The organism is Sorangium sp. So ce281 (assembly GCF_051527395.1).
In the GTDB taxonomy this organism is placed as follows: Bacteria; Myxococcota_A; Polyangia; order Polyangiales; family Polyangiaceae; genus Sorangium; species Sorangium cellulosum_B.
Genome location: NZ_CP150322.1, coordinates 10629788 through 10655955 on the forward strand (window position 1 = coordinate 10629788; position 26168 = coordinate 10655955).

A 26168-nucleotide genomic window follows, 5' to 3' on the forward strand; every position below is an offset into this window, starting at 1 on the left:
TCTCGGGATGAGCAGAATTTGCTGGCCCGCCCGCGCCGCTACGACACGCGGGTCACGCGCCGCAGCGCCACGGTGAGCGCGACGAGCGCGATCAGGGCCGGCACGGCGATCACGCCGACGTCGACCCAGCCGAGCCAGTCGGCCGGATCGAGGCCCAGGGCGGGGATCGGCAGCGCGAGCGCGTTGTAGGCGGCGGCGCCGAGCGCGAGGACGCCGCACGAGACGAACAGCCACACGAGCGCGCCCAGGAGGCCGTTGCCGAGGCGCTCCATGGCCGGCGCGCTCCGCCAGCGGCCGACGAGGACCCGGACGGTGGCGACGAAGGCGATGAAGGCCAGCGCTCCCGCGGCGCCCGCGGCGAGGAGGACCTCGCTCTGGCTGAGCGCCCGCCGCTCGGTGATGCCGTAGACCCTGCGGAGGACCATCGCGGCGCTGGTGAAGACGGCCGCGCCCGCGGCGAGGCTCACGGCGATGGACAGCAGCGACGCGACGGGGCGAGCGCGCCGCGCCCTGCGCGTCACGTCGTCCGCGCTCTGGCCCTGGGCGTTCGGGATGACGACCGTGGCCCGCTCGTCGTTCGGGGCGCCCTCGGTCACCGCGACGCCCGCGCCGAGCGCGCGGGAAGGCGCGAGCGGATCCTGCAGATCGAAGTCCGCGAGCAGGCGATCGAGCTCCTGGGCGGACGGCGGCCGGTCCTCGCGCGCCCGGGCCATGGCGCGCTGGATCAGCGCCTCGAGCCCCTCGGGGATGGTCTTGTCGATGTCGCGCGGGCGCCGGGGATCCTCGGTGAGCAGGCGGAGCATGGTCCGCGTCGGCTCCTCCTCGGGGAAGGGCCGCTCGCCGGTCAGCATGCGGTACAGCACGGCGCCGACCGCGTAGATGTCCGCGCGCGAGTCGACGTCGGCCGAGCCGCGCGCCTGCTCCGGCGCCATGTACTGGGGCGTGCCGACCACCGAGCCGGTGCGCGTGAGGTCGGCGCCGTCGAGCACCTTGGCGACCCCGAAATCGAGGATCTTCACGTGGACGCTGCCCCCTTCGCGCCGGACGAGGAACAGGTTCGACGGCTTGAGGTCGCGGTGGACGACGCCGGTCGCGTGGGCCGCGGCCAGGCCGCGGCAGACCTGGCGCGAGATCGTGATGGCGGTGGGGAGCGGCAGCTTGCCGACCTGGTCGAGGAGGCCGCCGAGGTCCTCGCCCTTGAGCAGCTCGGTCACCATGCACGGGCGCCCGTCCTTGAGGCGGACGACATCGACGACGTCGATCACGTGCTCGTTGCCGACGCGCGCGATCGTCTGCGCCTCGCGCTCGAAGCGCGCCATCGCCTCCCTGTGGCTGGCGAAGTGCTCGTGCGGCACCTTGACGGCGAAGCGCTTCGGCAGGCGGATGTGCTCGGCGACGTAGACGCGGCCCATGCCGCCCGCGCCGATCACGCCGGTGATGCAGAAGCTCCCCGCGAGCAGCTCGCCGACCATCGGGTCGGTCGCGGTCACGCCCTGGAGCTCCAGGGCCGTCGCGTCGATGGGGCAGACGAGGAAGTCGAGCGGGTACCGCACGCCGCACACGGGACAGCGTCGGGTGGGCCTCTCCGGGGGTACTTGCTGCCGTGCCTGGTCCGGGGCGGCTTGCCTGGCTAGGTCGGCCATCGGCCGCGAGTCTAATCGAGAAGCGGGTTCCGAGCGCGACGGATCGGCCCCGCCGGGGCCGAAGCAGGGCGACGCCGGAGAGGCCCGCCGGCTGCCGCGCGGCGGCCCGGCGGCGTCCGCGGCGCACCCCGGTGTTACGCGGGTCGCCGTGAGAGCGGAAGTCTTCAATAACCTCCCTTCTGTCCTCCGGGGCATCCTGGATCGCGGACACCGGTGGACACGCAACCTCACGACGTCCGTTCGAGCCGGCAAGGAGGGGAATCGCGACACGAAGGATGGGTATCGAGGAGGACGGACGCGACGAGGCTTGAGGCGCGCGTTGTGCTGATGGGCCCGCTGCGGTATAGCGAGCTTCGATGGCATCTCCTCACGGCGCCCCGACCGACGTCGCCTCGGTCCTTCGCCAGGTTCGCAGGCCCAGGCGGGCGGTCGTCACCGCAGGCATGCCCTACGCCAACGGGATGTTGCACCTCGGGCACCTCGCGGGGGCGCACGTCCCTGCGGACATCCACGCGCGGTGGCTGGGCCTTTTGATCGGCCGCGAGAACGTCCTCTTCGTCTGCGGCACCGATGATCACGGCTCCGCCAGCCAGATCGCGGCGCGGCAGGCCGGAGTGCCGATACGCGAGTTCATCGACGGCATCCACGAGAAGCAGCACGCGAGCCTCCGGCGGTATGACATCGATCTCGACGTCTACTCGGGGACCTCGCGGCCGGAGTGCCTCCCGATCCAGCAGGAGCTCGCGCACCGCTTCCTCCGGCGCCTGCACGGGAACGGCCTGCTGGAGAAGCGCACGAGCAGCCAGTGGTTCGATCCGGAGCTCCAGTGCTTCCTCCCCGACCGCTTCGTGCGCGGGCGCTGCCCCAACCCGAAGTGCGACAACGGAGACGCGTACAGCGACGAGTGCGATCGCTGCGGTCACCAGCACTCGCCCTCGCAGCTCGGCGGTCCGCGCAGCGCGCTCAGCGACGCCACGCCGGTGATGCGCGACACCGCGCACTGGTGGCTCGACATGTGGGCCGTGTCCGAGACGCTCCGGGGCTGGATCCAGGGCAAGCAGGGCGCGTGGCGCCCGGCGGTGCTCGCGGACGTGCTGAACACCGTGATGCCTTCGCTCCGCTTCGAGGCCGACCTCGCCGCGACGTACAAGGAGATCAAGGCGTCGCTGCCGAAGCACAAGGCGAAGTTCACGCAGGATCGCAAGGTCCTGCTGCAGCTCGGCAGCAAGCCGGAGATGGAGGAGGCGCGCGCCGCCCTTTCGCGCCATGGCGTCCCCAGCGAGCCCGTCGAGGACTGGGCTCACCGCGCCATCACCCGCGACGTCGCCTGGGGGCTCTCCTTGCCGGTGGATCTCGATCCGGAGCTCTGCGGCAAGACGCTCTATGTCTGGCCCGACTCGCTGATCGCGCCCATCGCCTTCTCGCAGGTCGCGCTCGCCCGGCGGGGCGTCGATTCGGCGCGGTACGTGGACTTCTGGTGCGATCCGGAGGCCAGGATCTACCAGTTCCTCGGCCAGGACAACGTCTTCTTCTACGTGCTCATGCAGGGCGCGATGTGGCTCGGTACGCAGCCCGATCCGCGCCGGCTGCCGGCGGCCGGCGAGCTGCAGCTCACCGACGTCCTCGGGTGCTTCCACCTGCTCGTCGGGGGCGACAAGATGAGCAAGTCGCGCGGAAACTTCTTCACCGCCGATCAGCTCCTCGACGAGAAGGGGCATTCGGCGGACCAGATCCGTTATTACCTGGCGCTGCTCGGCCTCGCGGAGAAGCCGTCGAACTTCGATCTCGCCAAGCTCGACGAGCGCAACCGGTTCCTCGCCGGGCCGCTCAACGCGGCGTTCGAGCGGCCGATCTCCGCGGCGCACTCGAAATTCGACGGGCGCGTGCCCCACGGCGCGCTGCTCGACAAGGTCGCCTCGGACACCCTGCGCATCGTCCAGCGCTACGTGCGCGCGATGGATCGCGCCGACTACCCGACGCTGCTCTTCGAGATCGAGAACTACGCGCGCGTCATCAACAGCCTCTTCGCGCAGTTCAAGCCCCACGACGATCGGCGCCCGGAGGAGGGCCGGCGAGACGCCCTCTTCTCCTCGTTCTACGTGCTCAAGACCCTGATGATCATGCTCTACCCGTTCGTCCCGACCACGATGGATCGGCTGCGGGAGTCGCTCCGGCTCCCACCGGAGGTCTTCCGCCTCGACGAGCTCGGCACCCCCATCCCCGCCGGGCACGCCATCGGTCCCAAGCAGGTCTACTTCCCGCCGGTACCGGAGGAGTAGCTCCTCCTCACACGACGCAGCATGTTGGTCAGAGGGGATACACGGTCAAGCGAGCGGGCCTTGCCGCGCCTAGTTGAGCTGGGGCAGGGGCTCGCCGTCCTTCACGAAGTACAGCTCGCTCGTGACACTCCCATCGGGGTTCTGCTGCCTCCAGGCCATCCTCGCGCCCGGCCAGTAGTCGTTCGCGCGAAACGCCTGCTCGACGAAGGCGACCTGCTCCGACAGGCCCTGATGAGATACATTGACCTTGCACAGGGACGTCCGGCAATCGACGGACAGCATGCGCGACCCCTCCCCGAAGTAGCGCCGCAGCCCTTCGTCCAGCCGTTGCTCGGCCGAGGCAGCCCAGGTGCGATCGACAGGCTCGCCGCTATACAGCGCATCGACGTGCGCCACCTGGTCCTCGGGCTCCGGAGCGGCGGGCTCGACGTCCGCTGCTCTCTCGGCGGCAGGCGATTCTGGCTCAGCGGTCGGCTCCGGTGCGAGCTCTCGGTGCGGCGGCCGCGCCGGAGCCGCGTGGCGCGCCGGAGCCCTGGCGCCGCTGGTCGGCTCGGCAACCGTGACGCGGTACTCGCGCTCTCGGCGCTTCGGTGAGCGGTCCACGAGAAATTGGACGACGCCGACGACCGCAACGGCGATGGCTATCACGGAGATCCCGAGCTTGAGGGTCTGGTTCATTTTCTCACCGTCGACTGATGATCTGCATGCATGGCTCACGAGCTTCGCGCCCGCGAGGGATCCACACGCGAGGTGCGCGGACCCCTCCCGAGCACGCGTTGGCGCATGAAGCGCGCTCACATGCAGCGCGTCGCGCCTATCGTTTCTTTGTGGCCGCGTCCCGCCTCGCCCCCTTCAGAACGTGAAGGAGCCGATCGCCGTCGAGGCGGCCGGAAAGTCGCAGTCGTAGTGCGCGACCGATGTGCTGGACACCGTGAGGGTCCCGAGGGAGACGGTCGCCGGAGGGCTCGCAGAAGAGCAGATGAGGGTGGCGCCGCTCTGAGCAACAAAGCCGTTGCTCAGAGAGGTCACCACGGCCCGGCATGTCGGCGTGGCGATGCAGAGCGGACCCCCGCTGCTGGTGGTGGGGGTCGCCCTGAAATTGACGGAGCCGTTCGCTCGCGACTGAACCGGGACGAGGAGCTTCTTGGTGCTGCCGCACGTATTGCTCACCGCGGACCAGGACGAGGAAAAACAACCGGCATCGGCGGCCGACCAGGCATGGCCCGCCATCGCTGGCAGCGTATCAGAATAGCCGATCGCGGCTCCGGTGGTCAGGAGAGCAAACGCAGCCGTTCCCAGCAGACTCATGGTCCATTTCTTCATAAATCCTCCTTATGCGTCCCCAGTTGGCAGAACAGTTACTCGGACACACGGCGACCCTGACAGGACCCTCGTTCGGGTCCGGCCTCCTCTCTCGATGTCACGTCGCAGATCGACGCCGCGACCCATGAGGCTCCCGCTCAGAAAGGCTCTGAACCGTCGCCTCCTCGGGTGCCTGCGGAGAGGACGCGCTCGCCCCCCGAACAGGGGCGCGCTGCGAGGATCACCGCTCGCGCAGGCGCACGATCTCAGAAACCCACCATCTGTGGGGAGCGTTCGATTTTACTGCAACGGCGCGATCATTCCACGCCGCGCAAGAACACTCCCCCTGCCCTTCCTCCTGCGTAAGAGCACACACGGAGATTCTACGCAAAGCATCGAAACGTCAAGAACGTTCTCCTTGCGATTTATTTCGCCCGATCACCTAGATTTGGAATGGAGGTGGACGCAGCAGCATTTTTGAATAACACCATAAAACTAATAAAATCAGTTTTGGACTCCTCTCTCAGGGCATGCGCGGGGTGGTGCTGTCATTTGCCCAGAGAGGGTTCACATGAAGGCGGTAAGGCGGGAAGATCATTGAGATTTTCTTCCCGCCTTACCGCCTTCATGTTCAAATGACAGCACTACCATGCGCGGAGCGGGGACGCGCGCTCCAAGAGCATGTGGATCGGTGCGGCTGAGTCGGGCACTACTGCGGGAAGTCGGAGGGGGGGAGCGAACCGCCATGACGCCAAGGGCGCCAAGAAACCAGTGAAATGGGAGGGGGAAATGCCGGGGCGGCACTTCTTCTTCTCCCTTGGCGACCCTGGCGCCATCGCGGTTTTTCTGCCGATCCGGGGCGACGTCCGCAGTAGTGCTAGGAACCAGGGCTCGCGGGGTCAGGGGGCGTCGTCACGCCGCTACCGGCACGATCCGGTCTCGATCGAGCGCGGGCGCACCGAGGTGTTCTGGATGCTGTTCGGGTCGGTCACCGCGACCTCGCGACCCCAGCCGGTGAGCCCCGCGAAGGTCCCGTTGGTCGTCATGTCGAACGGCCCGTCGCTCTGACAGTCGCTGTTCTTGACGGCGCCCCACGACCAGGCGAGCCACCCCACCTCGAGCTCGACGCTCCTGGCCAGGAGCGCCTTGTAATCGAACGGATGCTTGCCGCACTCGTACACGGCGTGCTGCGCGAACTCGCCGACCATCAAAGGCAGGTTCAGCGCCACGGACTCCTGCAGCTCTCTCGTGATCGTGGCCGCGCTGCCGTCCGTCCACCACATGTGGACGCTGAGCAGGATGTTCGGGTCGTGCTTGACGAGCGCGGGGCCGACGGCCTGCAGCTGGTCGATGTTCTGCCCCCACTTGGAGGCGTCGATCACGAGCGGGACCGTGATGCCGGCGCCGCGCATCCGGGTGATGGCCTGCTTGTAGCCCGCCTCCCACGCCGCGTTGTCCACCTGGTCCCCGACCTCGTTGCCGATGTTGACGAGCAAATTCTGCTCGTGCTTCTTGATCACGGCGACGACATCCGCTCTCGTCCAGTAGTCGACGAGGCTCGGCAGGAGATCCCATTTCCCCGTGGCGTCGTGGAGCTCGACGATCGGAATGAGCTTCTGCGCGAGCGCGTTCGTGATGGCCTGTTCGAGGCCCGCCGCGGACTCCGTGGCGAGCCAGACGATCCGCACCGCGTTGGCGCCCGTCTTCGCGATCTCCGCGAACTCCGGCAGGCCGTCGGGCCCCGACGACAGCCACACGACCATCTCGTTGATGCCCCGGAGCAGCACCTTCTCTCCGCAGCGGTCGTAAAGGAAGCGGCCGCGCACCGAGAACCCCGTCGACTCCTGGTCCCCCCCGCCGGCGCCCGCGCCCGAGGCGGCGCCGCCGGCGCCGGACGTGGCGCCGCTGCTCGAGCTGGCGCCGCCGGCGCCGGACGTGGCGCCGCTGCCCGAGGTGGCGCCGCCCGCGCCGGACGTGGCGCCGCCTGCGCCGGACGTGGTGCCATCGGCGCCGGACGTGGCTCCGGTGGCCCCCCCGCCCGCGCCCGATGAGCCGCCGCCCGCTCCGGTCGTCTCCTGCCCCGCGCCCTGCTGGTCGCCCGGGTCGTCTCCGCATCCCGCGGAGAGGCCCAGCGCCATGAGGGCTGCTCCGGTCCAACCAGCCACCGACCCGTGAAGAACGCGCATCGTGATCTCCTTCTGCCTCTCCCCTGATTTCACCTGGCGACGTCCGGCTTCGACCCTGCGTGACCGCACGGTGAATCCTTCTCGTTCTGCAGGTCGAGCAGGTCCTGGACGCCGCGCAGCGGCGCGGGCAGCGCGCCAAGGACGCCCTGCATGGCCAAGGCCTGGGAGGAACCCACGGCGAGGAGAGGACCTATTCCGTCCGCGGGCCCACGAGAATGAAGAAACCAAGAAACCGCGGACCGGGGCCCACAAACGACTCCTGCGACATGGCCCGAGGCACGCGGGAAGCGCGGACAGGAAACCACTTAATCGGTTCATTGTCCAGCGCCTCGAAGGGCGCCGCGGGGCCGCGATGCCCGAGGGGGCGAGCGCGCTTCGGAGCTCGCGGAGACGGCCCCATGCGCGGGCCGGCCCCCGCTTGGATTAACCGGTAAATATTTCACTGCAGCGTCGAGCGCGGCATGGGAGATCTCATGGCGCGACGCGCTGTCACGGGATCGCGCGCCGCGCGCGTTCAGGCGGCGCGCGGGCGCACGCCGTAGCCGGCGCCGCGCACGGCCTCGACGAGGGCGGCAACGGGCGCGCTCGACGGATCGTGCTGCACCACGACGGCGCCCTCGCGCAGGCGCACGTCCACCTTGGCCACGCCGCCGAGCTCGCGAAGCGCGCTGTCGATGTGGCGGACGCAGGACGGGCAGCTCACCCCGTCCACCTGGAGCATGGTCTCTTTCATGGCGTCTTCCTTTCGGCGACCCACGGGCCGCTCACCTTCGGAGACGCAGCCGTCGGGGTCCACTACACCCCGCGCAGCGGCGGGTCTGCGATGGAGGACCGCGAGGCGCTCGCGTCGCGCGCCCATGCGCGCGCCCATGGTAGAAGGGACCCTTGGAGGACAATCCGCGGGCCGCCGTCGCTCTGGCCGAGGCTCCGCCGCTGCCCGGTGAATCGGATGGCTCGCCCGACCCGAACGCTTCGCGCGCTCCGCTCCGCGGCCTCGGCCGGCGCGCGGCGACCGCTCTCCGGAGAGCGGATCGAGGGTGCGCCGGGCCCCGGAGCGAGGAGCGGCGCGGCCATCTCCAGGACGCGGAAGGGTTGGCCACCTGGGCAGGAACAGGAGAACAGGCGTCGCCGCCGCGCCAGAGCGGCCCGTCGCCACGGCAGCGGGTCGAGAGACGCTCGACATCCCGGCCGAACCCGTTCACAATGGGTGCAGATTTGAAATTGATTTTCAAAATCTGGCAGGACCCATGGTTTCCAGCGTTCCTCCCCAATTTGACGTGACCTTCCCCGATGTGGCCTCGTCCGGCAGCGTGGCCGGCGCGGATGCCCCGGCGCACGCCGGCGCCGCAGCTCCTGCGGGTCCGCTCTCGGAGGTGCGCGCCGGCGAGCGCGTGATCGTGGTCGAGGTCGGCCTCGACGCCGAGCTCGCCGCGTGGCTCGGTGCGATGGGGATCGGCCCCGGCCAGACGCTCACGTCGATCCGGCGCGCGGCGTTCGGCGGGCCGCTCCACGTGCGCACCGGGTCGGGCGGGGAGCTCGCGATCAACGCGGCGCTCGCGCGCTCGATCCTGGTGGCGCCCCTGCCCTCGCAGAGGCGGGGCGGATGACCGCCTGCCATGCAGGCACGGAGCGCCTCCCGACGTCGGCAGAGCGGCCGCTCATCGCGCTGCTCGGGCGACCGAACTCGGGCAAGTCGTCGCTGTTCAACCGGCTGACAGGCGGCAGCGCGCACGTCGGCAACTTCCCAGGGATCACGGTCGACATCCTCACGGCCGACGTCCGCCTCGCGGGCGGGGCCGTCGCGACGATCGCGGATCTCCCCGGGCTTTACTCGATCGAGGCCGTCGTCGATCCGGCGACGGACGAGGGCGTCGCGCGCCGCTTCCTCGACCGCACGGGCGAGGGCGAGCGGCCGCGCCTCGTCGTCCAGGTGGTGGACGCCACGCAGCTCGCGCTCGGCCTGCGGCTCACGCGCGAGCTCGTGCGGCGCGGGCTCGCCCCGCTCGTCGTCGCCACGCAGCGCGACGTGCTCGAGGGCGAGGGGCGCGGGCTCGACGTCGGCGCCCTCGAGCGCGCCATCGGCCTGCCCGTGCTGCTCGTGAGCGCGAGGGACCCGGACGCGCGGGGCGTGGTGCTCGACGCGGCGGCCGCGCGGCTCGACGCGATCGCGTCGGGCGCCGTGGAGCCCCCCGGCGCCGCGGCGTGGGATCCGGACGAGGTCGCGCGCGCCGTGTACGTCGAGCCGCCGCGCCGCGACGCCGCCGCGGAGCGACGGAGGACGTTCACCGCGCGCGCGGACGCCGTGCTGCTCCACCCGGCGGCCGGCCCGGTGCTGTTCCTCGGGCTCATGGCGCTCCTCTTCGCCGCCGTGTTCCTCGTGGCCACCCCGGCCACCGAGGCGCTCGACGCGGCGATCGGCGAGCTCGGCAGCCTCGTGTCCCGCGCCCTCGGCGGGGGGCTCGCCGCCTCGTTCGTCGTCGACGGCCTGCTCGGCGGGGCGGGGACGGTGCTCGCCTTCATGCCGCAGATCGTGATCCTCACGATCGCCATGGAGCTGCTCGAGGCGAGCGGGTACCTCGCGCGCGGCGCCTTCCTCGTCGACCGCCTGCTCCAGCTGATGGGGCTCAGCGGCCGGGCGTTCCTCCCGCTGCTGATGGGGCACGCGTGCGCGGTGCCCGCCGTGCACGCCACGCGCATCCTGCGCGACCCGCGCGAGCGGCTCACGGCGATCCTCGTCCTGCCGCTCATGGCCTGCTCGGCGCGGATCCCGACCTACGCGCTCCTCCTGACGACCTTCTTCGCGGCCCACGGCGCCTGGGTGCAGGCGCTGCTCTTCGTCGCGCTCTACGTCTCCGGCATCTTCTCCGGGCTCGTCGCCTCGCTCGTGCTGCGGCGCACGGCGACCCGCGGGCGCTCGCTCCCGATGGTGCTCGAGATGCCGGCGTACCGCAGCCCCGAGCCGCGGCTCGTGGTCCGCAAGGCGGGCCAGGCGGCGTGGCGGTTCACGCGCGACGTCGGGACCGTGATCCTGGCCGTCTCGGCCGTGCTGTGGGTGCTCTTGAAGGTCCCCATGCCGGGCGCCGCGCCCGAGGGGCCCCCGGCCGCCGCGGCCGAGAGCGCGGCGACGTCGCTCGAGTCGAGCATCGCCGGCAGCGTGGGGCGCGCGCTCGAGCCGGTAACCGCGCCGCTCGGGTTCGACTGGCGCATCAACGTCGGCCTCATCGGCTCGTTCGGCGCGCGCGAGGTCATGGTCGGGACGATGGGAGTCATCTTCGGCGTCGAGGACGCCGACGACGAGCCCGCGCCGCTCGCCGAGCAGATCCGCGAGGCGAGGCGCCCGGACGGGGCGCTCGCATACTCGTCGCGCACCGGGCTCGCGCTGCTCGCGTTCTTCGTCCTGGCCTGCCAGTGCATGAGCACCGTGGCGGCGATCCGGCGCGAGACGAAGTCGTGGCGCTGGCCGGCGTTCGTCCTCGCTTACACCTACGCGGCGGCGTACGTCGCGGCGCTCGTCGTCTACCAGGGGAGCGGGCTGCTCGGGATGCCGTGAGGCGGCGCCGCTCAGGGAGCGGCGCGCGCCGGCGAGCCCAGCCTTGGCGAGCAGGAACAGATCGGTATTCGAGGAAGTCATGCCGAGGGACCTGACCGTGGCGACCCTTCAGGCGGCGCGGCTCTCATGCAACAATCGGTCAATTCCGGTGGGGGCCACGTTATCGGCAGAAGAGATCGCGGCGTCGATCGGCAGCGACGAGGAGGTCGCCTGCGCGGCCTCTCTCAGCCCATGCGCTCGCCGCGAGGTTTACCCGGCGCCGGGCGAGCTCATGGCGCGCGCGGCGCCCCGCATGGCGCGCGCGGCCGATCTCGACGAGCTCGCTGCGCTCCTGCTCGACCAGGCGATGGAGCTCGGCGCTCGCGCTGCCTACCTGCTTCTGACCTCCGAGGACACCGGCGAGCTCGGGCTGCATTCCCACCGCCACGTGCCCGCCGACATCCGCCTCTGCCTCGCGCGGGTGGCGCGGGGCGCGCCGCTGCTCGATGAATGGGCGGCGAGCTCGGGTCGGGTTCAGGTGATGAGCGATGCGCGCTCGCTCGATCCGGGTCCGTCCATGACGCGAGAGCTCTGCGCGCGGACCGACGCATGGAGCGCGGTCTCGATGCCCCTCCGCGTCCGCGATCGCTGCCTCGGTGTCCTCTCGTTTTGCCTGCCCCACCCTCCCCCTTGCGCCGGCGTCGATCTCGGCGCGCTCGCCGCGCTCTTCGCGATCGGCCTGGACAGCGCCCTCGCGCGCGAGGGGAGCGCACGGACCTCGGACCGCATGGCCCGGGAGCTCCGGCGCGCGAGTCACCTGGCGAGGGCGCTCCGGGAGAGAGAGGAGCGCTTTCGGGCGATCTTCGACGGGGCCCTCCAGTTCATCGGCCTGCTCTCGCCGGAGGGCCTCGTCCTGGAGAACAACCGCACCGCTCTCGAGTTCTGCAGGGCCACGGAGGCAGAGACGATCGGCCGTCCGTTCTGGGAGCTGACGGGGTGGAGCCCCGAGTACCGGGAGCGCATCCGCGCCGCCGTCGCCGAGGCCGCGGCGGGCCGGCTCGTGCGAGACGAGATCTACGTGAACGGAGCGACCGGGCGGCGCTTCATCGATTTCTCCATCCGGCCCATCACCGACGACCGTGGCAGGGTCGTGATGCTCATCCCCGAGGGGCGGGACATCACCGAGCGCAGGCAGATGGAGCAGTCGCTCCGCGAGAGCGAGGAGGACTTCCGGCTCACCTTCGAGAACGCGCCCATCGGCATGGCCATCGTCGGGCTCGGCGGAGGGTTCGTCCGCGTCAACCACGTCTACTGCGAGATCGTGGGCTACGCGGCCGACGAGCTCTCGCGGCTCCGCTTCCAGGACATCACCCACCCCGACGACGTGGACACCGACATGGGCCTGGTCGAGCGGCTGCGCCGGGGTGAGATCCCGCGTTATCAGCTCGCCAAGCGGTACATCCACAAGAACGGCACGACCATCCACGTCGTCCTCCATTCGTCCGTGGTGCGTGACGAGAAGGGCGAGCCCATCCACTACATCGCCCAGGTCGAGGACGTGACGGCGCGCAAGCAGGCCGAGGAGGAGCGGGAGCGCCTGCTCGCGCAGCTGGACGCCGAGCGGAGGACGCTGCGAACCGTCTTCGACAGCGCGCCCGTCCCGCTCCTGCTCGTCGATCGGAGCGGCGCAGAGCGCCTGATCGCCAACCCGCACGCGCGAGATCTCATCGGGGGCGCGGAGGAGCGGGAGCAGTGCGTCGGTCGCGTGCGGCGCCCGGACGGCACCGCCCTCCTGCTGGACGAGCTGCCGTCGAGCCGGGCGATGCGCGGCGAGACGATCCTCGGCGAAGAGCTCCTCGTGACCAAGGCGGACGGCTCGTCCGGAACCTTCCTCACCGCCGCCGCGCCGATCCACGACAGCGCGGGGAAGATCACGGGCGCCATCGTCGCCGGCGAGGACATCAGCGCGTTGAAGGAGCTCGCGCGCATGCGCGAGGAGTGGACCAGCATCATCGCTCATGATCTGCGTCAGCCGATCACCACGATCCTCCTCAAGGCCTCTCGGCTCGCGACGGAGCCGCAGTCCAGCGACAGGGCGCAGCACATCCGGGCCAGCGCGATGCAGCTCAACCGGATGATCGACGATCTGCTCGACGTCTCCCGCCTCGAGTCGCATCGGCTGGATCTCAGGCATGTCGAGGTGGATCTGCCGGCGCTCATCCGCGCGACGGTGGAGCGGACGGCCGACGCGACGAGGGGGCATCGGGTCGACGTCGAGGTGCTGGACGGGGTCCCGCCGCTCCTGGCCGATCCCGGGCGCCTGGAGCAGGTGCTCACCAACCTGCTGTCCAACGCGGCCAAGTACGGCGCGCCCGAGACGCCGATCAGGATCGCCGTGGAACGGCGGAGCGGCGAGGTGTCCGTGGCGGTCGAGAACGAGGGGAAGGGCATCGCGCCGGACGAGGTGCCGAGGCTCTTCACCCGCTATTACCGGACGCGCGAGGCGAAGGCAGGAGGCGCCGCCGGGCTGGGCCTCGGGCTCTACATCGTGCGGGGGATCGTCGAGGCCCACGGGGGGCGGATCTGGGCGGAGAGCGCGCCCGGGAAGACGACCTTCCAGTTCACGCTGCCGCTGGCGTAGCGACGAAGCGCGGGCCTGACGCGCTGCCGTGCCGCTCGAGACAGCCATCAGGAGAGATCGCGACGGCCTTTTGCCGCTCCTTCACAGATGCCACGGAGTCGCGCGCCGCCCGCGGATGTTCTCGAGGCAGCCGCGCCTCGCTGACACACATCTCCTCTCGCCAGGCGGGCGCACATCACATCTCCTCGAGCTCCTTGCCCTTCGTCTCGGGGATGAAGGCGACGACGAACACCAGCGAGGCCGCCGCGGCGGCGGTGTAGAGCCCGTAGGCGATGCCCAGGCCGGCCGTCTTGAGCGCGGGGAAGGTCGCGCTCACGAGGAAGTTCGCCAGCCATTGCGCGGCGGCCGCGATCGAGAGGGCGAGGGCGCGGATGCGGTTCTCGAACATCTCGCCGAGCAGCACCCAGGTCACCGGGCCCCAGGACGCCCCGAAGCAGAAGACATACAGGTTGGCGGCGAGCAGCGCGGCGGGGCCGGCGGCGCCCGTCAGGACGGGGTTGCCCGCGGCGTCCTGGCCCGCGGCGCCGAACACGGCCGCCATGGCGCCGAGCGTCAGCGTCATGCCGATGGATCCCGCGATGAGCAGCGGCCTGCGCCCGACGCGGTCGACGGTCGCGATGGCGACGAGGGTGGTCACGATGTTCGTGACGCCGGTGATGACCGTGATGACAAGCGAGCCTCGCTCGGAGAACCCGACCGCCTGCCAGAGGACGCTCGAGTAATAGAAGATGACGTTGATGCCCACGAGCTGCTGGAACGCCGAGAGGCCGATGCCGATCCAGACGATGCGGAGCAGCCCAGCGCGCCCCCGCAGATCCGCGAGCCTGGGCCGGCGCTCGGACGAGAGCGTCCTCTGGATCTCGACGAGCTTCGCCTGTGCGGACGCGCCGAGGAGGCCACGGAGCACGACGAGCGCCTCGTCCACACGCCCCTTCGCCACGAGGTGGCGCGGGGATTCGGGGATCAGCAGCGCGCCGAGCCCGTAGAGGACCGCCGGTGGGACGGCGCTCCAGAACATCCATCGCCAGGCCTGTGCCCCGAGCCAGAACGGGCTCGTCGCCGAGCCCGCGGACGTCGCGATGGCGTAATCGCCGAGCAGGGCGACGAAGATGCCGAGCACGATCGCGAGCTGCTGGAGCGATCCGAGGCGGCCGCGCAGGTGGGCCGGCGCGATCTCCGCGATGTAGGCGGGAGCGACGACGCTGGCCGCGCCGATGGCGATGCCGCCGAGCACCCTCCACGCGCTGAAGTCCCAGGGCGAGATCGCCGCCCCCGAGCCCGCCGCGCTGACGACAAACAGCAGGGAGGTCGCGATCATCGTCCGCGTCCGGCCGTAACGGTCGGCCAGCCTGCCCGCGAGCACCGCGCCGGCAGCCGCGCCGAGCAGCGCCGAGGACACGGACAGGCCCACGACCCCCGGGTGCGCTGTAAATACCCTCTCCAGCGCGCCGACAGCGCCGTTGATCACGGCGGTGTCGAACCCGAACAGGAAGCCTCCCAGCGCGGCGACGGACGCGATCAGGGCGATCCGTAACGTCGAGAGGGGCTCTTCGCCGCGTTCATCCCCCTGCTGCTCCGCGGGCTCTGCCATGCCCCCGGTGAACCACGAACCGTGCCGCCGGCCGCCCCGGCGCGTCGACGCGCACGGGCATGACCGGCTACGGCGCCGCCGCTGCCACGATCGCCTCGAGGCGGCCGAGCACCACCTCGAGCCGCTCGATCGTCGCCTTCAGGTCCGCCCGGTAGGCTCGATCGTCGGTGTGGACCAGCTCGTCCCGCATCCCCACGAGCCGGGTCGAGAGGGCCGTCCTTGTGTCATCCGCTTCGCGCTCGCTGAGCTCGAGATGCAGCATGCTTCTATCTCCTCCTGACGCTGGGCATGTACCTCGGACGAGCGTTCGTTCACGGGCGCTCCCGCGCGGCTGTTCGGGCCGCCGGCCGGCGCCTCTCGCCTGCTCGTTCCCCTGGCGTTCGCCGCTGCTCCTTCCGACAGTGCACGAGGTTTGCGCTGCCCGAGGACCGCGGGGGAACCTGGTGGCGCGACGCCTCGCTGTCATCGGCCGCGGCGATCGAGCAGCGCTTCGGCCCGTTCGACGTGCGGCAGCGGACCGATGAGCCCGTGGACCCGGATCGCCGCAGCGGGGCGCAGAACATGCAAGCCAGAGGCGCGTAGCCGCGGCGCGGCCACGCCACAGGATGGGGGAATCATGCAGACGCTAGGACCCGAGGAACGTGAACGGTTTACACAGCAGGAGAGCCCGATCGCGCCGATATCGGGCGCGCGGCGCAGGCCAGAGGAGGAGCGGGAGGCGCCGCGGATCGTGCTCGGCGGCTCGCTCGCCGAGGTGGTGTGCGGCGCGGGGGCGATCGTCCTCGCCATCCTTGGACTGACCGGGGTCATGCCGGGAGAGCTCACCTCGATCGCCACGATCGTCTTCGGCGCCGCGCTGATCGCGCACGGCGGCGCGATCGCGTCGCGCTTCGGCGCCTTGACACGGACCACGGCCCCCGTCGAGTGGGACACGCGCGCCGAGCTCGGCGGCGGCATGGGCGCGGAGCTCGTCGGCGGCGCGGCGGGCATCGTGCTCGGCATCCTCGCGCTCCTCGGGCTCGCCCCCGGGACGCTGACGTCGGTCGCGGTGATCGTCTTTGGCGGCACGCTGCTGCTCAGCGGCGGCGCGACGGCGGACCTCGGCGCGCTCGACGCGCGCGGCGCGCACATGCACCTCGCCCACGTCGCTCGTCAGGCGGCGATGGCCGCCGCCGGCTTGCAGTCGCTCGTCGGCGCCGGAACGGTCGTGCTCGGCATCCTCGCGCTGGTCGGCATCTATCCCATGGTGCTCACGCTCGTCGCCCTGCTCGCGCTGGGGTCGGCGATCGTCACGAGCGGCTCGGCCGTCTCCGGCCGCGCGGCCGCGGCGCTCCGGCGCTGAGCCGGGGCGACGCTCGCCTCACCCCACCACGCGCTGGGCGACGTCCTCGAGGTCCGATGCGATGCGCGCGGCGATCGGCAGCGGGCTGCCGGGCAGCGCCCGCCGCCCCACGAGCGCCGCGGCGGCCGCGAGCGCGAGCAGCCCGAGCCCCACGGCGGTCGAGCGCGCCGGGTGATTGCGGCGTTGCCCCACAGCCAGCGACACCATCAGCGCATCGATGCCGGCGAGCCCCGCGACGCCCGCGACGCCGAACGCGATCGCCGAGCGCGAGAGGGCCGCGGCCGACCGGCGGAGATCGCGCCTGGCGAGCGCGAGCTCCGCGCCGAGGAGCCTCTTCGCCTCGTGGACCGCGTCGGCGGCGAGGTCCTGCGCGCTGCGATCGGTTGGTGATGGACCGATGGATGGCTGTTGTTGCATACGGGCTCTCCCTGCCGGCGTGAGCACGCGCCCGGCGCGCCCCGGGATGCATTGTCTGCGCCCGCGCGCGCCGCGCCCGCCCGAAGGCGCGCCGGGGGCACGCAGCGCGGCGGGGCGGCACGGATGTCGCACGCCGCCCAGGGTCGAGCTCGCGATCCGAGCTCGCGGGCGTCGCCGATCACGGCTCACCTGGTAACCGATCACGGGAACCCTCGATGAAGCATGTCGTCGGCTGGATAAGCTCCCTGTTGCTCCTCGTGACCTTCGGGTCACAGACCTACAGGGAGTGGAAGGGCGAGAAGGATAAATCGGAGAAGTACACCCTGGTCTTCTTCATCGCCGCGATCGCCGGGACGGCTGGAAACCTCATCTACAGCCTGCTCGTGAAGAACTGGGTGTTCACCGCCCTGAACGCCGCGCTGGTGGTCAACAACGCCGCCGGGCTCTGGATCGCCCTCCGGCATCGGAAGCAGGCGCGGCAGGCGGGGGCGACCTAGCGCTGCTGTGCGATGCGCTGGCGAGGAACGGCGGTTGCAGCGCGGGAGACATGGAACCATCCGCTGCAGTCCTATTCGACGAGGAGAGGGTCGCCCGTCCCCTCAGCGAACGAGGTCACGTCGGCGCCGGCGCAGCTTCCGCGGTGCCCGCGGGCCCGGCCGAGCAGATCGAGCACAGCAAGCAGCGGCTCGCGGGCGACCTCGTCGCGGCGAGGGCGAGGCTCCGCGGCGCCGAGAGCGAGGCAGAGCACGCGGCCTGGCGCGTCGCCGTCGTCGCGGCGGCCGTGCTCGCCCTGGGCGGTGTCGCGGCGGTGGCGGTGAGCTCACGCCGCAAACGCCGGCGCATGTGGTGGTGACGCCGGGACTCACCATGGAGGCTGCGAGCGGCCTCTCCACGGGCGCGTCATGGCCCTGCGCGCCTCTGGAACGACCTGGCCTCGACATAGATGTGCTTCACCTCGGGTCGCTGGCTCCGTGTCCGCGCCTCGATCCGCTCGATCGCCTCCGCCACCCCGGAGGCCGTGAGCGCGGGGTCGAACTCGATGTACAGCACGGCCAGGACGTCGTGCGGACCGAGGTGCATCGTCATCGGTCGCCCCACCTCCGCCACGCCAGGATCCGCCTTGGCGAGCGCGCGGATCGCGGCAAGGAGATCCCTGTCCGCGCTCTCGCCCACGAGGAGCCCACGGCTTTGCTGTGCGAGGAAGATCGCGACCGCCGCGAGCACGAGGCCGATGCCGATCGACGCCGCGCCGTCGAGGTAGGGGTTTTCCAGGCGGTGCCCGAGCCAGACGCCGAGGAAGGCGATGGCGAGCCCGGCGAGCGCCGCGGAATCCTCCAGGACGATGGTGAACGTCGTCGGGTCCTTGCTGGATCGCATCGCCGCGAGGTAGCCCTGTCCGGCCTTCTTCTTGAAGTCGTGGACCGAGATGGCGAGCGACGTTCCCTCGAAGATGGCCGCTGCGCCGAGGACGACGTAGTTCCACGTCGGATCCTCGATCGGGCGCGGGCGCAAGATGTGCAAGATCCCTTCGTAGATCGAGATGCCGCCGCCCGCGGCGAAGATCATGAGGGCGACGATCAGCGTCCAGAAGTAAAGCTCCTTGCCGTGGCCGAACGGATGATCGGCGTCGGCCGGGCGGGCGCTCCGGCGCTTGCCGAGCAGGAGGAGGAGCCCGTCTGCGGTGTCGACGAGAGAGTGCACCCCCTCGGAGAGCATCGCCGAGCTGCCGGTCACCGCGGCGGCGATGAACTTGACCGCTGCGATCGCCACGTTGGCGCCGATGGCGCCATAGATGGCGAGCCTCGACTCTTCCCTCATGCGGCGCCGATCCTTCCAGCGATGTGCAGGTCGCGCCAGGCGCCCTCCTATCGTGAAGTCGTGAAGGTAGAGCCCTGTCGACGCGGCGGCCGCGCGGGCGCGACCGTCGCTGGAGGAGCGCGCAGGCTTGATGTAAGGCCGTCGAGGCTGGGGGCTAGGGCTGCCGGCTACCCGATCGATGTCGGCCCGATGATGACGGCAGACGATGGGGAGCGGGGGCTGCTCTCCTTCTCGACGGTGATGAGCAGCTCGAAGTTGGCATGCGGTACGCTCATCTGGGCCAGCTTGCCTCTTCGGCTGTCAGCATTGTAGTCGAGCACTCCGACCCGTTTCCACGGGGACTCGGGGCTCGGGCGCTGCCAGACGACGAAGTGCGTGCTGCCGGCCTCGATCCGCTCGGGCGGCGAGAGGTGAACGACGTCCACCAGCAGCCGTGTGGTCGCGGCGTCGGAGTCGATGTCCGCGGTGATGTGCGCATCGGCGCCGGGCGCGAGCCGCGTGCCCTGAATGGTCTGCTCGCTCGGGCCGCCACAGCCCGCGAGCGCCATGCTCGCGAGAAGACCGAGCGTGAGCCCTAGCCGGCCGCCGATCCGCCGTCCCATGTCAACGTGCTTCATATCGCCACCTCGATCGCCTCTCTGCTTCATGGCGGCCCCGCTGCCCCCGTAGGGCGTCGCGTTCGGGCTGGCCGGTGCCACAGCCTCTCGGCCGCATCGTGGTAATTTCAGCAAGCGACGTGCCGAGGTGGGATGTGCATCGACGGGTGGCGGAGAGACGAGCACATCCACGGCCGCGCGACCGCGCTGTTCCAGGAGGATGTCCGGCGGCCCGGGCGCGCGGCCCGAGGGCGCCGGAGGTCGCTCGGCGCGCGCACAGCTGATATAGCTCCGCCCAGGACATCGCAATGAGTGCCACCACGACGGCTCAGCCTCCCATCGTCTTCATCACCGGTGCCTCCTCCGGCTTCGGCGCCGCCATCGCCCGGCGCTTCGCCGGCCTGGGCGCGCGCCTCGTCCTCGCCGCCCGCCGCTACGAGCGCCTGGAGGCGCTCGCGGCGGAGCTCTCGGACAGCCGCATCGCCGGCCAGGCTGGCACGCGCGCGCCGGCGATCCACCTGATCCGGCTGGACGTCCGCGACCGCGGCGCGGTCGACAAGGCCATCGCCGAGCTCCCGCCCGAGTTCTCCGAGGTGACCGTGCTGGTCAACAACGCAGGCGGCGCGCTCGGGCTGTCGCCGGCGCACGAGGCCGATCTGAACGACTGGGAGGAGATGATCGACACCAACGTCAAAGGCTTGCTTTACTGCACCCGGGCGCTGCTGCCCGGCATGGTGGCGCGCGACCGCGGGCACATCATCAACATCGGCTCGGTCGCCGCGGAGACGCCGTACCCCGGGAGCAACGTCTACGGCGCGTGCAAGGCGTTCGTCGCGCAGTTCTCGCTGAACCTGCGCTCCGACATCCTCGGCAGTCGGGTGCGCGTCACAGACATCGAGCCCGGCATGGCGGAGACGGAGTTCTCGGTGGTGCGCTTCAAGGGAGACCAGGAGAAGGCCGCCGCCGTGTACCGCGGCGTGAAGCCGCTCTCGGCCGAGGACATCGCCGAGTCCGTCGTATGGTGCGCGATGCTCCCGGAGCACGTCAACGTGAACCGGCTGGAGCTGATGCCCGTGATGCAGGCGTTCGCCGGCTTCGCCGTCAAGAGGAGCTGAGGCGCGCGGCGCACAGGCCTCACGCCGGCTCGATATCCCCGCACGCGCCTGGCCAGCACTGCTGCGGGAAGCCGGCCGGGGAAGGGAACCGCCACGTCGCCAAGGCGAGCTTCTTCTCGGCCTCGGCGAAGCGGTGGTCGGCATACCGAAGTCGGCAGAGAGGGGCATCGGGTAGTCTTTCCCCCCGATGGTGAGAGCCGGGCGCCTCGCCTCGGACGAGCCGCGACGGTGGACCCGCCGGGTCGCTCGATCGGCGTAGGTCCGAACGCGAGAAAGGTCGGGCACGGCTCAGCGGGGCGAGCGACGGCGGTCTGCGCTCGAGGGACGAACCCCGGAGGCGTCCCGCTTCCGCGTGGGAGGCTCAGCCGATGCCCGTCACCGCCGACCTCGCTCTCACCGCGATCGAGCCCTCGAGGACGCTCTCGTGACTGTCGGCAGCTTCGCCACGAGCTGCCTCCGCAGATCGGCAAGCAGCGCCCCTGACACCGCGCCGCTCGTGTGCCGAAGCGGGCGGGCCGGCAAAAGAGCAGCCCAGAACGCCAAAAGCCCGGCGACCCACGGGCGCCGGGCTCTCAACCACCTGAACCAGCCGTTGTCCCGGCTGTCCCAGCCAGCCTCTCGGGCTGGCTTCCTCAATCATCTCGGGTGGGCCATGAAGGACTTGAACCTTCAGCCAATGGATTAAGAGTCCACTGCTCTACCAATTGAGCTAATGGCCCGAGTGAATTGTCAAACCGACTGAACCTGGAACGGCTCCCGGGATCTCGCCGGAACGCTTGAGTCGCCCGTTGAGCCCGGTACGCCCGGCCTGATTCGAACAGGCGACTTTCGGATTCGAAGTCCGACGCTCTATCCAGCTGAGCTACGGGCGCTCCTGCGCGCCCCTCGGCGGGGCTCGCGGAACGCTTCTAACCGCACCGGCGGCGATATGTCAAGGCGTTGTAGCAACATGATGCGCAATTTTTAGGCCGCCCCTGCCGCCGAGCCAGGGCGGACGCGCGCGCCGGGTACATCCGGGCTCCTTCCCCGTGAGGCGCACCGCCGTGTTACCAGCACCTGCCGCGCGGCCACGGCCAGCCAGCGGCGCGCCCTCCCGGGCGCGCCTGGGCCGACACGGCGGCGCCGGGCCCGGGGCGGCTGCCTCCTGCTCTCCTGGTCCCGGCGCGGCTGCGCCTTGCCCGGCCGGCTGTGAAAGAAGTTCTCTGTCCGCGGCGCCGCAAGGTAGGGTCCGCTCCGCCATGCCGCTGCTCCGCCCGCTCTCTCGGCGCTGCCTCGCGTCGCGAGGCCCCATCGCCGCGCTCCTCCTCGCCCTCTCGCTCGCCGCGCCGGCCCAGGGCGCCCCCGCCGCGGGCGCGCAGCCGGCCGCGGCCGAGCAGCAGCCGGGCAAGAGCCGGCAGAATGAGCGCCGCGCCGCGCGGCGGAGCTCGGTCGGCGGCGAAGGCGAGTCGCGGGCGGCGCGCAGCGCGCGATCCAAGGAGAAGGCCCAGGAGCGCGCCGGCAAGAAGCGCGCGGCGAAACGCGATGACGCCTCCCGCGCAGCGCGCGGCGGCACCGCCGCCGGCGCCGACGAGCGGAAGCCGCTGTCGAAGGGCGCTCCCAACCGCGGGCGGCTGACCGGCGCCGTGCGGCTCCGATCGTCGAGGCACCTCAAGACGCGCGAGGGCGCCAGGACATGGGGGCTGCCCGTGCTCGTGAAGACCCTGCGGCGCGCCGCCTTCCAGGTGGCCAAGAAGCACGGCGACTCCGCGCTGCTCGTCGGCGACCTCTCGGCCAGGACGGGCGGCGCGCTCGACGGGCACAACTCCCACCAGACGGGGCGCGACGCCGACGTCGGTTTCTACGTCGTCAACTCGAAGGGAAAGAACCTCCGCACGGACCGGTTCGTGGCGTTCGACGACGAGGGCAACGCCATCGGCCTCCCGGGCGCGCGGTTCGACGACGCGCGCAACTGGGCGCTCGTCCAGGCGCTGCTCGAGGACCGGCAGGCGGGCGTCAAATACCTCTTCGTGACCAACGCGCTGCGGGCGCGGCTGCTCGCGCACGCCGCGAAGAAGCGCGTCCCGGCAGACCTCCGGGCCCGGGCCGCGGCCGCGATGATGAGCCCGAGGGACGCCGACCTGCACAACGACCATTTCCACATCCGCGTGATGTGCCCCCCGTCGATGCGCGGCGCCTGCATCGAGGAGTCGCTGGCCCGCCCCGCGTGCGCCGCCGAGGAAGCGAAGAAGGCCCTCGACTCCGCGGCGCCCGCGGCGACGGAACCGGACATCTACGGCGTGCCTTCCCGCTGACGTCCGCCCGCGCTCAGGCCGCCGGCGCAGCCCCGGGCGGCGCGGCGTCGTCCGCGAGCTCCACCACGACCGGCGCGTGATCGGACGGGCGCTGGAGCTCCCGCGGGCGCGTGTCGATCCACACATCGGTGCACCGCGCCGCGAGCGGGCGCGTCACCAGCGCGAGATCGATGCGGAGGCCCTTGTTGCGCCTGAACGCGCCCATCCGGTAATCCCACCAGCTGTACGCCTCCTTGGCGGGGTGGCAGGCGCGGAACGCGTCCACGAGCCCCCACTCCGTCAGGCGGCCCAGCGCGGCCCGCTCGTCCGGATGGAAGAGCACCTGCCCCTCCCACTTCTTCGGCTCGGCGACGTCGATCGCCTCGGGCGCGACGTTGAAATCGCCGCAGATCACGATCTGCTGATCCGGGCGGTAGCGGGCGTCGAGCTCGCTCCGCAGCCGCCCCAGCCACGCGAGCTTGTAGGCGAAGGCCGGCGTGCCCACCGCCTGGCCGTTGGGCACGTAGACGTTGATGACCCGGATCCCCTCGATCGTCGCCGCCAGCATCCGCCGGGCGACGTCCTGCTCATCGCCGTCGAGGCCCTTCTTCACGTCGTCGACCGAGAGGCCGAAGCGCGCGGCGATCGCGACCCCGTTGTAGGACTTCTGGCCGAAGATGACCGAGCGATAGCCCACCTCGGAGAGCGCGGCCTCGGGGAAGCTGCCGTCCTCGACCTTCGTCTCCTGCATGCAAACGACGTCGGGCGCGGCGCGGACCAGCCAGCTCGTGAGCTGCTCGAGCCGCGTGCGGATGGAGTTCACGTTCCAGGACGCGATGCGCATAGGTCCTCCGGGCGATAGCGGATGAAGAGCCGGGCGGGAAGCCTGGTCCAGGGGCACGCGCGGGGTCCACGCCGCCCGATCACAAGGCCGCCCGGATCACGTCGAAGAGGCCCTCCGGATCGTCGACGTGGAGCCAGTGGCCGGCGCGCGGGAGGACGTGGACCGAGACCCAGGGCGCGCGCGCCGCGAGCGCCTCGAAGCGGCCGCGCGAGGCCGGCGAGATCGACTTGGACTTGCCGCCGAGCACGACGTGGATGCGCCGCTGCTCCACGCCCGGGCCGGCCGGCGCCGGCGGGTCCTCCAGGACGTGCCACAGATCGCGGGCGAAATAGTCGGCGAGCAGCGCGTCCAGGATGTCGAGGTCGAGCCGGATGCGAAAGCCGTCGCCCTCGCGGCGGACGTTCATCGCCAGCCAGTCCGCGATGCCGCGGCTGAACCCGGCGGCGTGCACCGCCTCGAGGAACGCCTCGCGCGACGGGATCGGCTGCGGGATCGCGCGGAGCATCTCGAGCACGCCGGGGCTCTCCGATCCGCTCTCGCCGGCGGGCCTCGCGCTCGGATCGGCGTCGAGGAGGAAGCCGCGCTCGATCCCCGTCGGCCGGCGCTCGAGGTAGGCGAGCGCCACCTTGCCGCCGAACGAATGGCCCATCACGCCGCGGATATCGAGGCCGAGGCGGTCGCCCAGCCGGAGCAGATCCTCCGCGGCCGCCGCGATCGTGTGGGGCGCAGGCGGGCTCTGCGACATGCCGTGGGCCCGCAGGTCGACAAGGATGAAGCCCCACGGCCGGGCGGCTGCGCCTGGCGCGCCCCCGGCGGATTGGGCCTCGGCGAGGCGTCGGATGAAGGTGCGCCAGTTGGCGCCCGAGCCGAAGATGCCGTGCAGCACGAGCATCCAGCGGGCAGGCGCCGCGGAGGGGGCGGAGACGAGGGCGTGGTGGGGCACGAAGCCGTCGTGTGCGTTCATGGCTCTCCGGACCGCGCGAGCGCGCGGCCTGCGCCTAGCGCTAGCATGGACCCATGGCCAAGAAGCCCCCCATCGCGCCGCCGAGCGCGGACGCCACGGAAGACGAGGGCATCCAGCCGGCGAAGCCCGAGCGGTTTCACGGCGCGGCGCTCGCCGGGGCCAGCTTCGACGATGTCGACCTGCGCAACGCGCGCCTGCACAACGTCTCGCTCGCCGGGGCCGAGCTCGACGATGTCGACCTGCGCAACGCGCGCCTGCACAACGCGACCCTCGCCGGGGCCGAGCTCGACGATGTCGACCTGCGCAACGCGCGCCTGCACAACGTCTCGCTCGCGGAGGCCGAGCTCGACGATGTCGACCTGCGCGACGCGCGCCTTCACAACGCGACCCTCGCCGGCGCCTCGCTCGATGACGTCTCGCTCGCCGGCGCGCGCATCGACGACGCCGACGCCGCCGCGACCCGCTGGTCCGACGCGAGCCTGCGCCGCGCTCGCTTCGAGGGGTCGGACCTCCGCGAGGTCGAGATCGTCGGCTGCGCGATCGACGGGCTCACCATCGACGGAGTGCGGATCGATCGCCTGCTCGAGGAGGCGAAGGAGCGATCACGCGCGAGCCAGGCCCCGAGGGCCATCGAGAAGGAAGTGCCGCCGAAGAAGCCGAGAAAGGAGCGGAAACCGTAGCGCCCCACCCGCGGAGCGAGCGGGCAGCGCCCCGCGCGGCCGCAGGTGGTTACGCCTCGATGAGCCCGGTGCGGACCGCGATGCGGGTCAGCTCGACCGCGCTCTTGCACCCGAGCTTCGCGTAGATGCGCACGCGGTGGGTCTCCACCGTCTTCGGGCTGATCGTCAGCCGCGCGGCCGTCTCGCGCGTCGACACGCCGGCCGCGAGCAGCCGCAGGACCTGGCGCTCGCGCGGCGTCAGCGCGTCGAGACCACCGGAGCCCTCGCTCGCCGGCTTGCGCATCGCGCGCACCACGGCCCCCGCGATGCTCGAGGAGAGCGGCGCTCCCCCGGTCGCGATCCGGCGGATGCCCTCGATGACCTCCTCGAGCTTCGAGGTCTTCACGAGATACCCCTGCGCGCCCGCGCGGAGCGCCTCGGCGACGCGGAACTCGTCGTCATAGCCGCTCAGCACGAGGAGCTTCGCCTGCGGCAGCTGCGCTCTCAGCGCCCCGAGGAGCTCGATGCCGTCCCGGTCGGGGATGTTGAGATCGACGAGCACGACGTCCGGCTTGCAGCTCGCCGTCTCGCGCAGGGCGTCGGCCGCCGTCCCGGCCTGGCCCACGACGACCATGTCGGGCTCGTCCGAGAGCGCTCGAGCGAAGCCTTCGCGAACGACCGGGTGATCGTCGATCAGATAGATGTGCAGCTTGCTAGCAGGGGTTTCCGCCATGATGACCACAGGGGGATTGGAGTGTCCTTCAGACCACAATTCGATACCCGTGAGCAGTTCAAGTCAAGCTGCTCGGGTCGTCCTGGGAGGAACCTTACAGGGGTATCAGGTACTCAACGATCTGCAAGGAGCGGCGCGGCGGCAAGCCCAATTGATGAGGAAAACTCCGTCCTGAGCGAGTTTCGGAGCTCGACGGAGATCCGCGCGACGTGGAATGCGCAACGGTGGACGTGACGGAA

Annotated in this window: 24 protein-coding genes and 2 tRNA genes; 10 read left to right on the plus strand and 16 right to left on the minus strand. The window is 71.1% G+C overall.

Annotated elements, in window-relative coordinates; genetic code table 11:
• Positions 1–38: 38 nt before the first annotated feature.
• A complete protein-coding gene (locus tag WMF27_RS40640; protein WP_437763527.1) occupies positions 39–1553 on the minus strand; it encodes a serine/threonine-protein kinase in 1515 nt (504 codons plus the stop codon).
• 446 nt (positions 1554–1999) lie between these two features.
• Between WMF27_RS40640 and WMF27_RS40645 the strand changes: the two genes are divergently transcribed.
• The gene (locus tag WMF27_RS40645; protein WP_437763526.1) at positions 2000–3922 is read left to right on the plus strand and encodes a methionine--tRNA ligase; all 1923 of its coding nucleotides are present in this window, start codon (positions 2000–2002) and stop codon (positions 3920–3922) included.
• 69 nt (positions 3923–3991) lie between these two features.
• Here the strand turns inward: WMF27_RS40645 and WMF27_RS40650 are convergent, their stop codons facing one another.
• From WMF27_RS40650 to WMF27_RS40670, 5 genes are all read right to left on the minus strand, one after another.
• Positions 3992–4600, minus strand: a complete 609-nt coding sequence (locus WMF27_RS40650) for a hypothetical protein (RefSeq protein ID WP_437763525.1) — start codon at positions 4598–4600, stop codon at positions 3992–3994.
• 174 nt (positions 4601–4774) lie between these two features.
• Positions 4775–5245 carry a hypothetical protein gene (locus WMF27_RS40655; RefSeq protein ID WP_437763524.1) on the minus strand — a complete coding sequence of 157 codons (471 nt, stop codon included), beginning with the start codon at positions 5243–5245 and terminating at the stop codon, positions 4775–4777.
• Between the two features lie 899 nt (positions 5246–6144).
• Entirely contained in the window at positions 6145–7410 is a 1266-nt protein-coding gene (locus WMF27_RS40660) for a cellulase family glycosylhydrolase (protein ID WP_437763523.1), read from the minus strand.
• 29 nt (positions 7411–7439) lie between these two features.
• Complete coding sequence (locus WMF27_RS40665; protein WP_437943474.1) at positions 7440–7586, minus strand: hypothetical protein; 147 nt, start codon at positions 7584–7586, stop codon at positions 7440–7442.
• Positions 7587–7924: 338 nt separating this feature from the next.
• On the minus strand, positions 7925–8143 hold the full coding sequence (locus WMF27_RS40670; RefSeq protein WP_437763521.1) for a heavy-metal-associated domain-containing protein: 219 nt from the start codon (positions 8141–8143) through the stop codon (positions 7925–7927).
• A 544-nt stretch (positions 8144–8687) separates the two neighbouring features.
• Between WMF27_RS40670 and WMF27_RS40675 the strand changes: the two genes are divergently transcribed.
• From WMF27_RS40675 to WMF27_RS40685, 3 genes are all read left to right on the plus strand, one after another.
• The gene (locus WMF27_RS40675) at positions 8688–9017 is read left to right on the plus strand and encodes a FeoA family protein (RefSeq protein WP_437763520.1); all 330 of its coding nucleotides are present in this window, start codon (positions 8688–8690) and stop codon (positions 9015–9017) included.
• Positions 9014–10960, plus strand: a complete 1947-nt coding sequence (gene feoB, locus WMF27_RS40680) for a ferrous iron transporter B (RefSeq protein ID WP_437763519.1) — start codon at positions 9014–9016, stop codon at positions 10958–10960. Before WMF27_RS40675 ends, feoB begins: the two co-directional genes overlap by 4 nt.
• 79 nt (positions 10961–11039) lie before the next feature.
• A complete protein-coding gene (locus WMF27_RS40685; protein ID WP_437763518.1) occupies positions 11040–13580 on the plus strand; it encodes a PAS domain S-box protein in 2541 nt (846 codons plus the stop codon).
• A 175-nt stretch (positions 13581–13755) separates the two neighbouring features.
• Here the strand turns inward: WMF27_RS40685 and WMF27_RS40690 are convergent, their stop codons facing one another.
• Positions 13756–15171 (minus strand): sugar porter family MFS transporter, encoded by a 1416-nt coding sequence (locus WMF27_RS40690; protein ID WP_437763517.1) that lies wholly within the window; start codon positions 15169–15171, stop codon positions 13756–13758.
• A gap of 67 nt (positions 15172–15238) precedes the next feature.
• Positions 15239–15433 carry a hypothetical protein gene (locus tag WMF27_RS40695; RefSeq protein WP_437763516.1) on the minus strand — a complete coding sequence of 65 codons (195 nt, stop codon included), beginning with the start codon at positions 15431–15433 and terminating at the stop codon, positions 15239–15241.
• Between the two features lie 354 nt (positions 15434–15787).
• Between WMF27_RS40695 and WMF27_RS40700 the strand changes: the two genes are divergently transcribed.
• On the plus strand, positions 15788–16513 hold the full coding sequence (locus WMF27_RS40700; RefSeq protein ID WP_437763515.1) for a hypothetical protein: 726 nt from the start codon (positions 15788–15790) through the stop codon (positions 16511–16513).
• An 18-nt stretch (positions 16514–16531) separates the two neighbouring features.
• Here the strand turns inward: WMF27_RS40700 and WMF27_RS40705 are convergent, their stop codons facing one another.
• A complete protein-coding gene (locus WMF27_RS40705) occupies positions 16532–16930 on the minus strand; it encodes a phage holin family protein (RefSeq protein ID WP_437763514.1) in 399 nt (132 codons plus the stop codon).
• Between the two features lie 215 nt (positions 16931–17145).
• Between WMF27_RS40705 and WMF27_RS40710 the strand changes: the two genes are divergently transcribed.
• Positions 17146–17427: a hypothetical protein gene (locus WMF27_RS40710; RefSeq protein WP_437763513.1), complete on the plus strand. Its 282-nt coding sequence runs from the start codon at positions 17146–17148 to the stop codon at positions 17425–17427.
• A 143-nt stretch (positions 17428–17570) separates the two neighbouring features.
• Positions 17571–17783 carry a hypothetical protein gene (locus WMF27_RS40715; RefSeq protein WP_437763512.1) on the plus strand — a complete coding sequence of 71 codons (213 nt, stop codon included), beginning with the start codon at positions 17571–17573 and terminating at the stop codon, positions 17781–17783.
• A 47-nt stretch (positions 17784–17830) separates the two neighbouring features.
• Here WMF27_RS40715 and WMF27_RS40720 read toward each other — a convergent pair whose 3' ends face one another.
• Together WMF27_RS40720 and WMF27_RS40725 are read right to left on the minus strand one after the other, a co-directional pair.
• Positions 17831–18748 (minus strand): cation diffusion facilitator family transporter, encoded by a 918-nt coding sequence (locus tag WMF27_RS40720; protein WP_437763511.1) that lies wholly within the window; start codon positions 18746–18748, stop codon positions 17831–17833.
• A gap of 167 nt (positions 18749–18915) precedes the next feature.
• Positions 18916–19365 (minus strand): hypothetical protein, encoded by a 450-nt coding sequence (locus WMF27_RS40725; RefSeq protein ID WP_437763510.1) that lies wholly within the window; start codon positions 19363–19365, stop codon positions 18916–18918.
• 287 nt (positions 19366–19652) lie between these two features.
• Between WMF27_RS40725 and WMF27_RS40730 the strand changes: the two genes are divergently transcribed.
• Entirely contained in the window at positions 19653–20459 is an 807-nt protein-coding gene (locus tag WMF27_RS40730; protein WP_437763509.1) for an SDR family oxidoreductase, read from the plus strand.
• Between the two features lie 646 nt (positions 20460–21105).
• Here WMF27_RS40730 and WMF27_RS40735 read toward each other — a convergent pair.
• Positions 21106–21178 (minus strand) — tRNA-Lys (locus tag WMF27_RS40735).
• A gap of 79 nt (positions 21179–21257) precedes the next feature.
• Positions 21258–21331: transfer RNA gene (locus WMF27_RS40740), tRNA-Arg, on the minus strand.
• Between the two features lie 366 nt (positions 21332–21697).
• Here WMF27_RS40740 and WMF27_RS40745 point away from each other — a divergent pair.
• On the plus strand, positions 21698–22750 hold the full coding sequence (locus WMF27_RS40745) for a penicillin-insensitive murein endopeptidase (RefSeq protein ID WP_437763508.1): 1053 nt from the start codon (positions 21698–21700) through the stop codon (positions 22748–22750).
• A gap of 13 nt (positions 22751–22763) precedes the next feature.
• On the opposite strand, the gene xth is transcribed toward WMF27_RS40745, so the two are convergent.
• Together xth and WMF27_RS40755 are read right to left on the minus strand one after the other, a co-directional pair.
• Positions 22764–23573, minus strand: a complete 810-nt coding sequence (xth, locus tag WMF27_RS40750; protein WP_437763507.1) for an exodeoxyribonuclease III — start codon at positions 23571–23573, stop codon at positions 22764–22766.
• 79 nt (positions 23574–23652) lie between these two features.
• Positions 23653–24537, minus strand: coding sequence for an alpha/beta fold hydrolase (locus tag WMF27_RS40755; RefSeq protein WP_437763506.1), 885 nt, complete (start codon positions 24535–24537; stop codon positions 23653–23655).
• A gap of 53 nt (positions 24538–24590) precedes the next feature.
• On the opposite strand from WMF27_RS40755, the gene WMF27_RS40760 reads away from it, so the two are divergent.
• Positions 24591–25217: a pentapeptide repeat-containing protein gene (locus WMF27_RS40760; protein ID WP_437763505.1), complete on the plus strand. Its 627-nt coding sequence runs from the start codon at positions 24591–24593 to the stop codon at positions 25215–25217.
• A gap of 49 nt (positions 25218–25266) precedes the next feature.
• Here WMF27_RS40760 and WMF27_RS40765 read toward each other — a convergent pair whose 3' ends face one another.
• Positions 25267–25929, minus strand: a complete 663-nt coding sequence (locus WMF27_RS40765; RefSeq protein ID WP_044970202.1) for a response regulator — start codon at positions 25927–25929, stop codon at positions 25267–25269.
• Positions 25930–26168 lie beyond the last annotated feature (239 nt).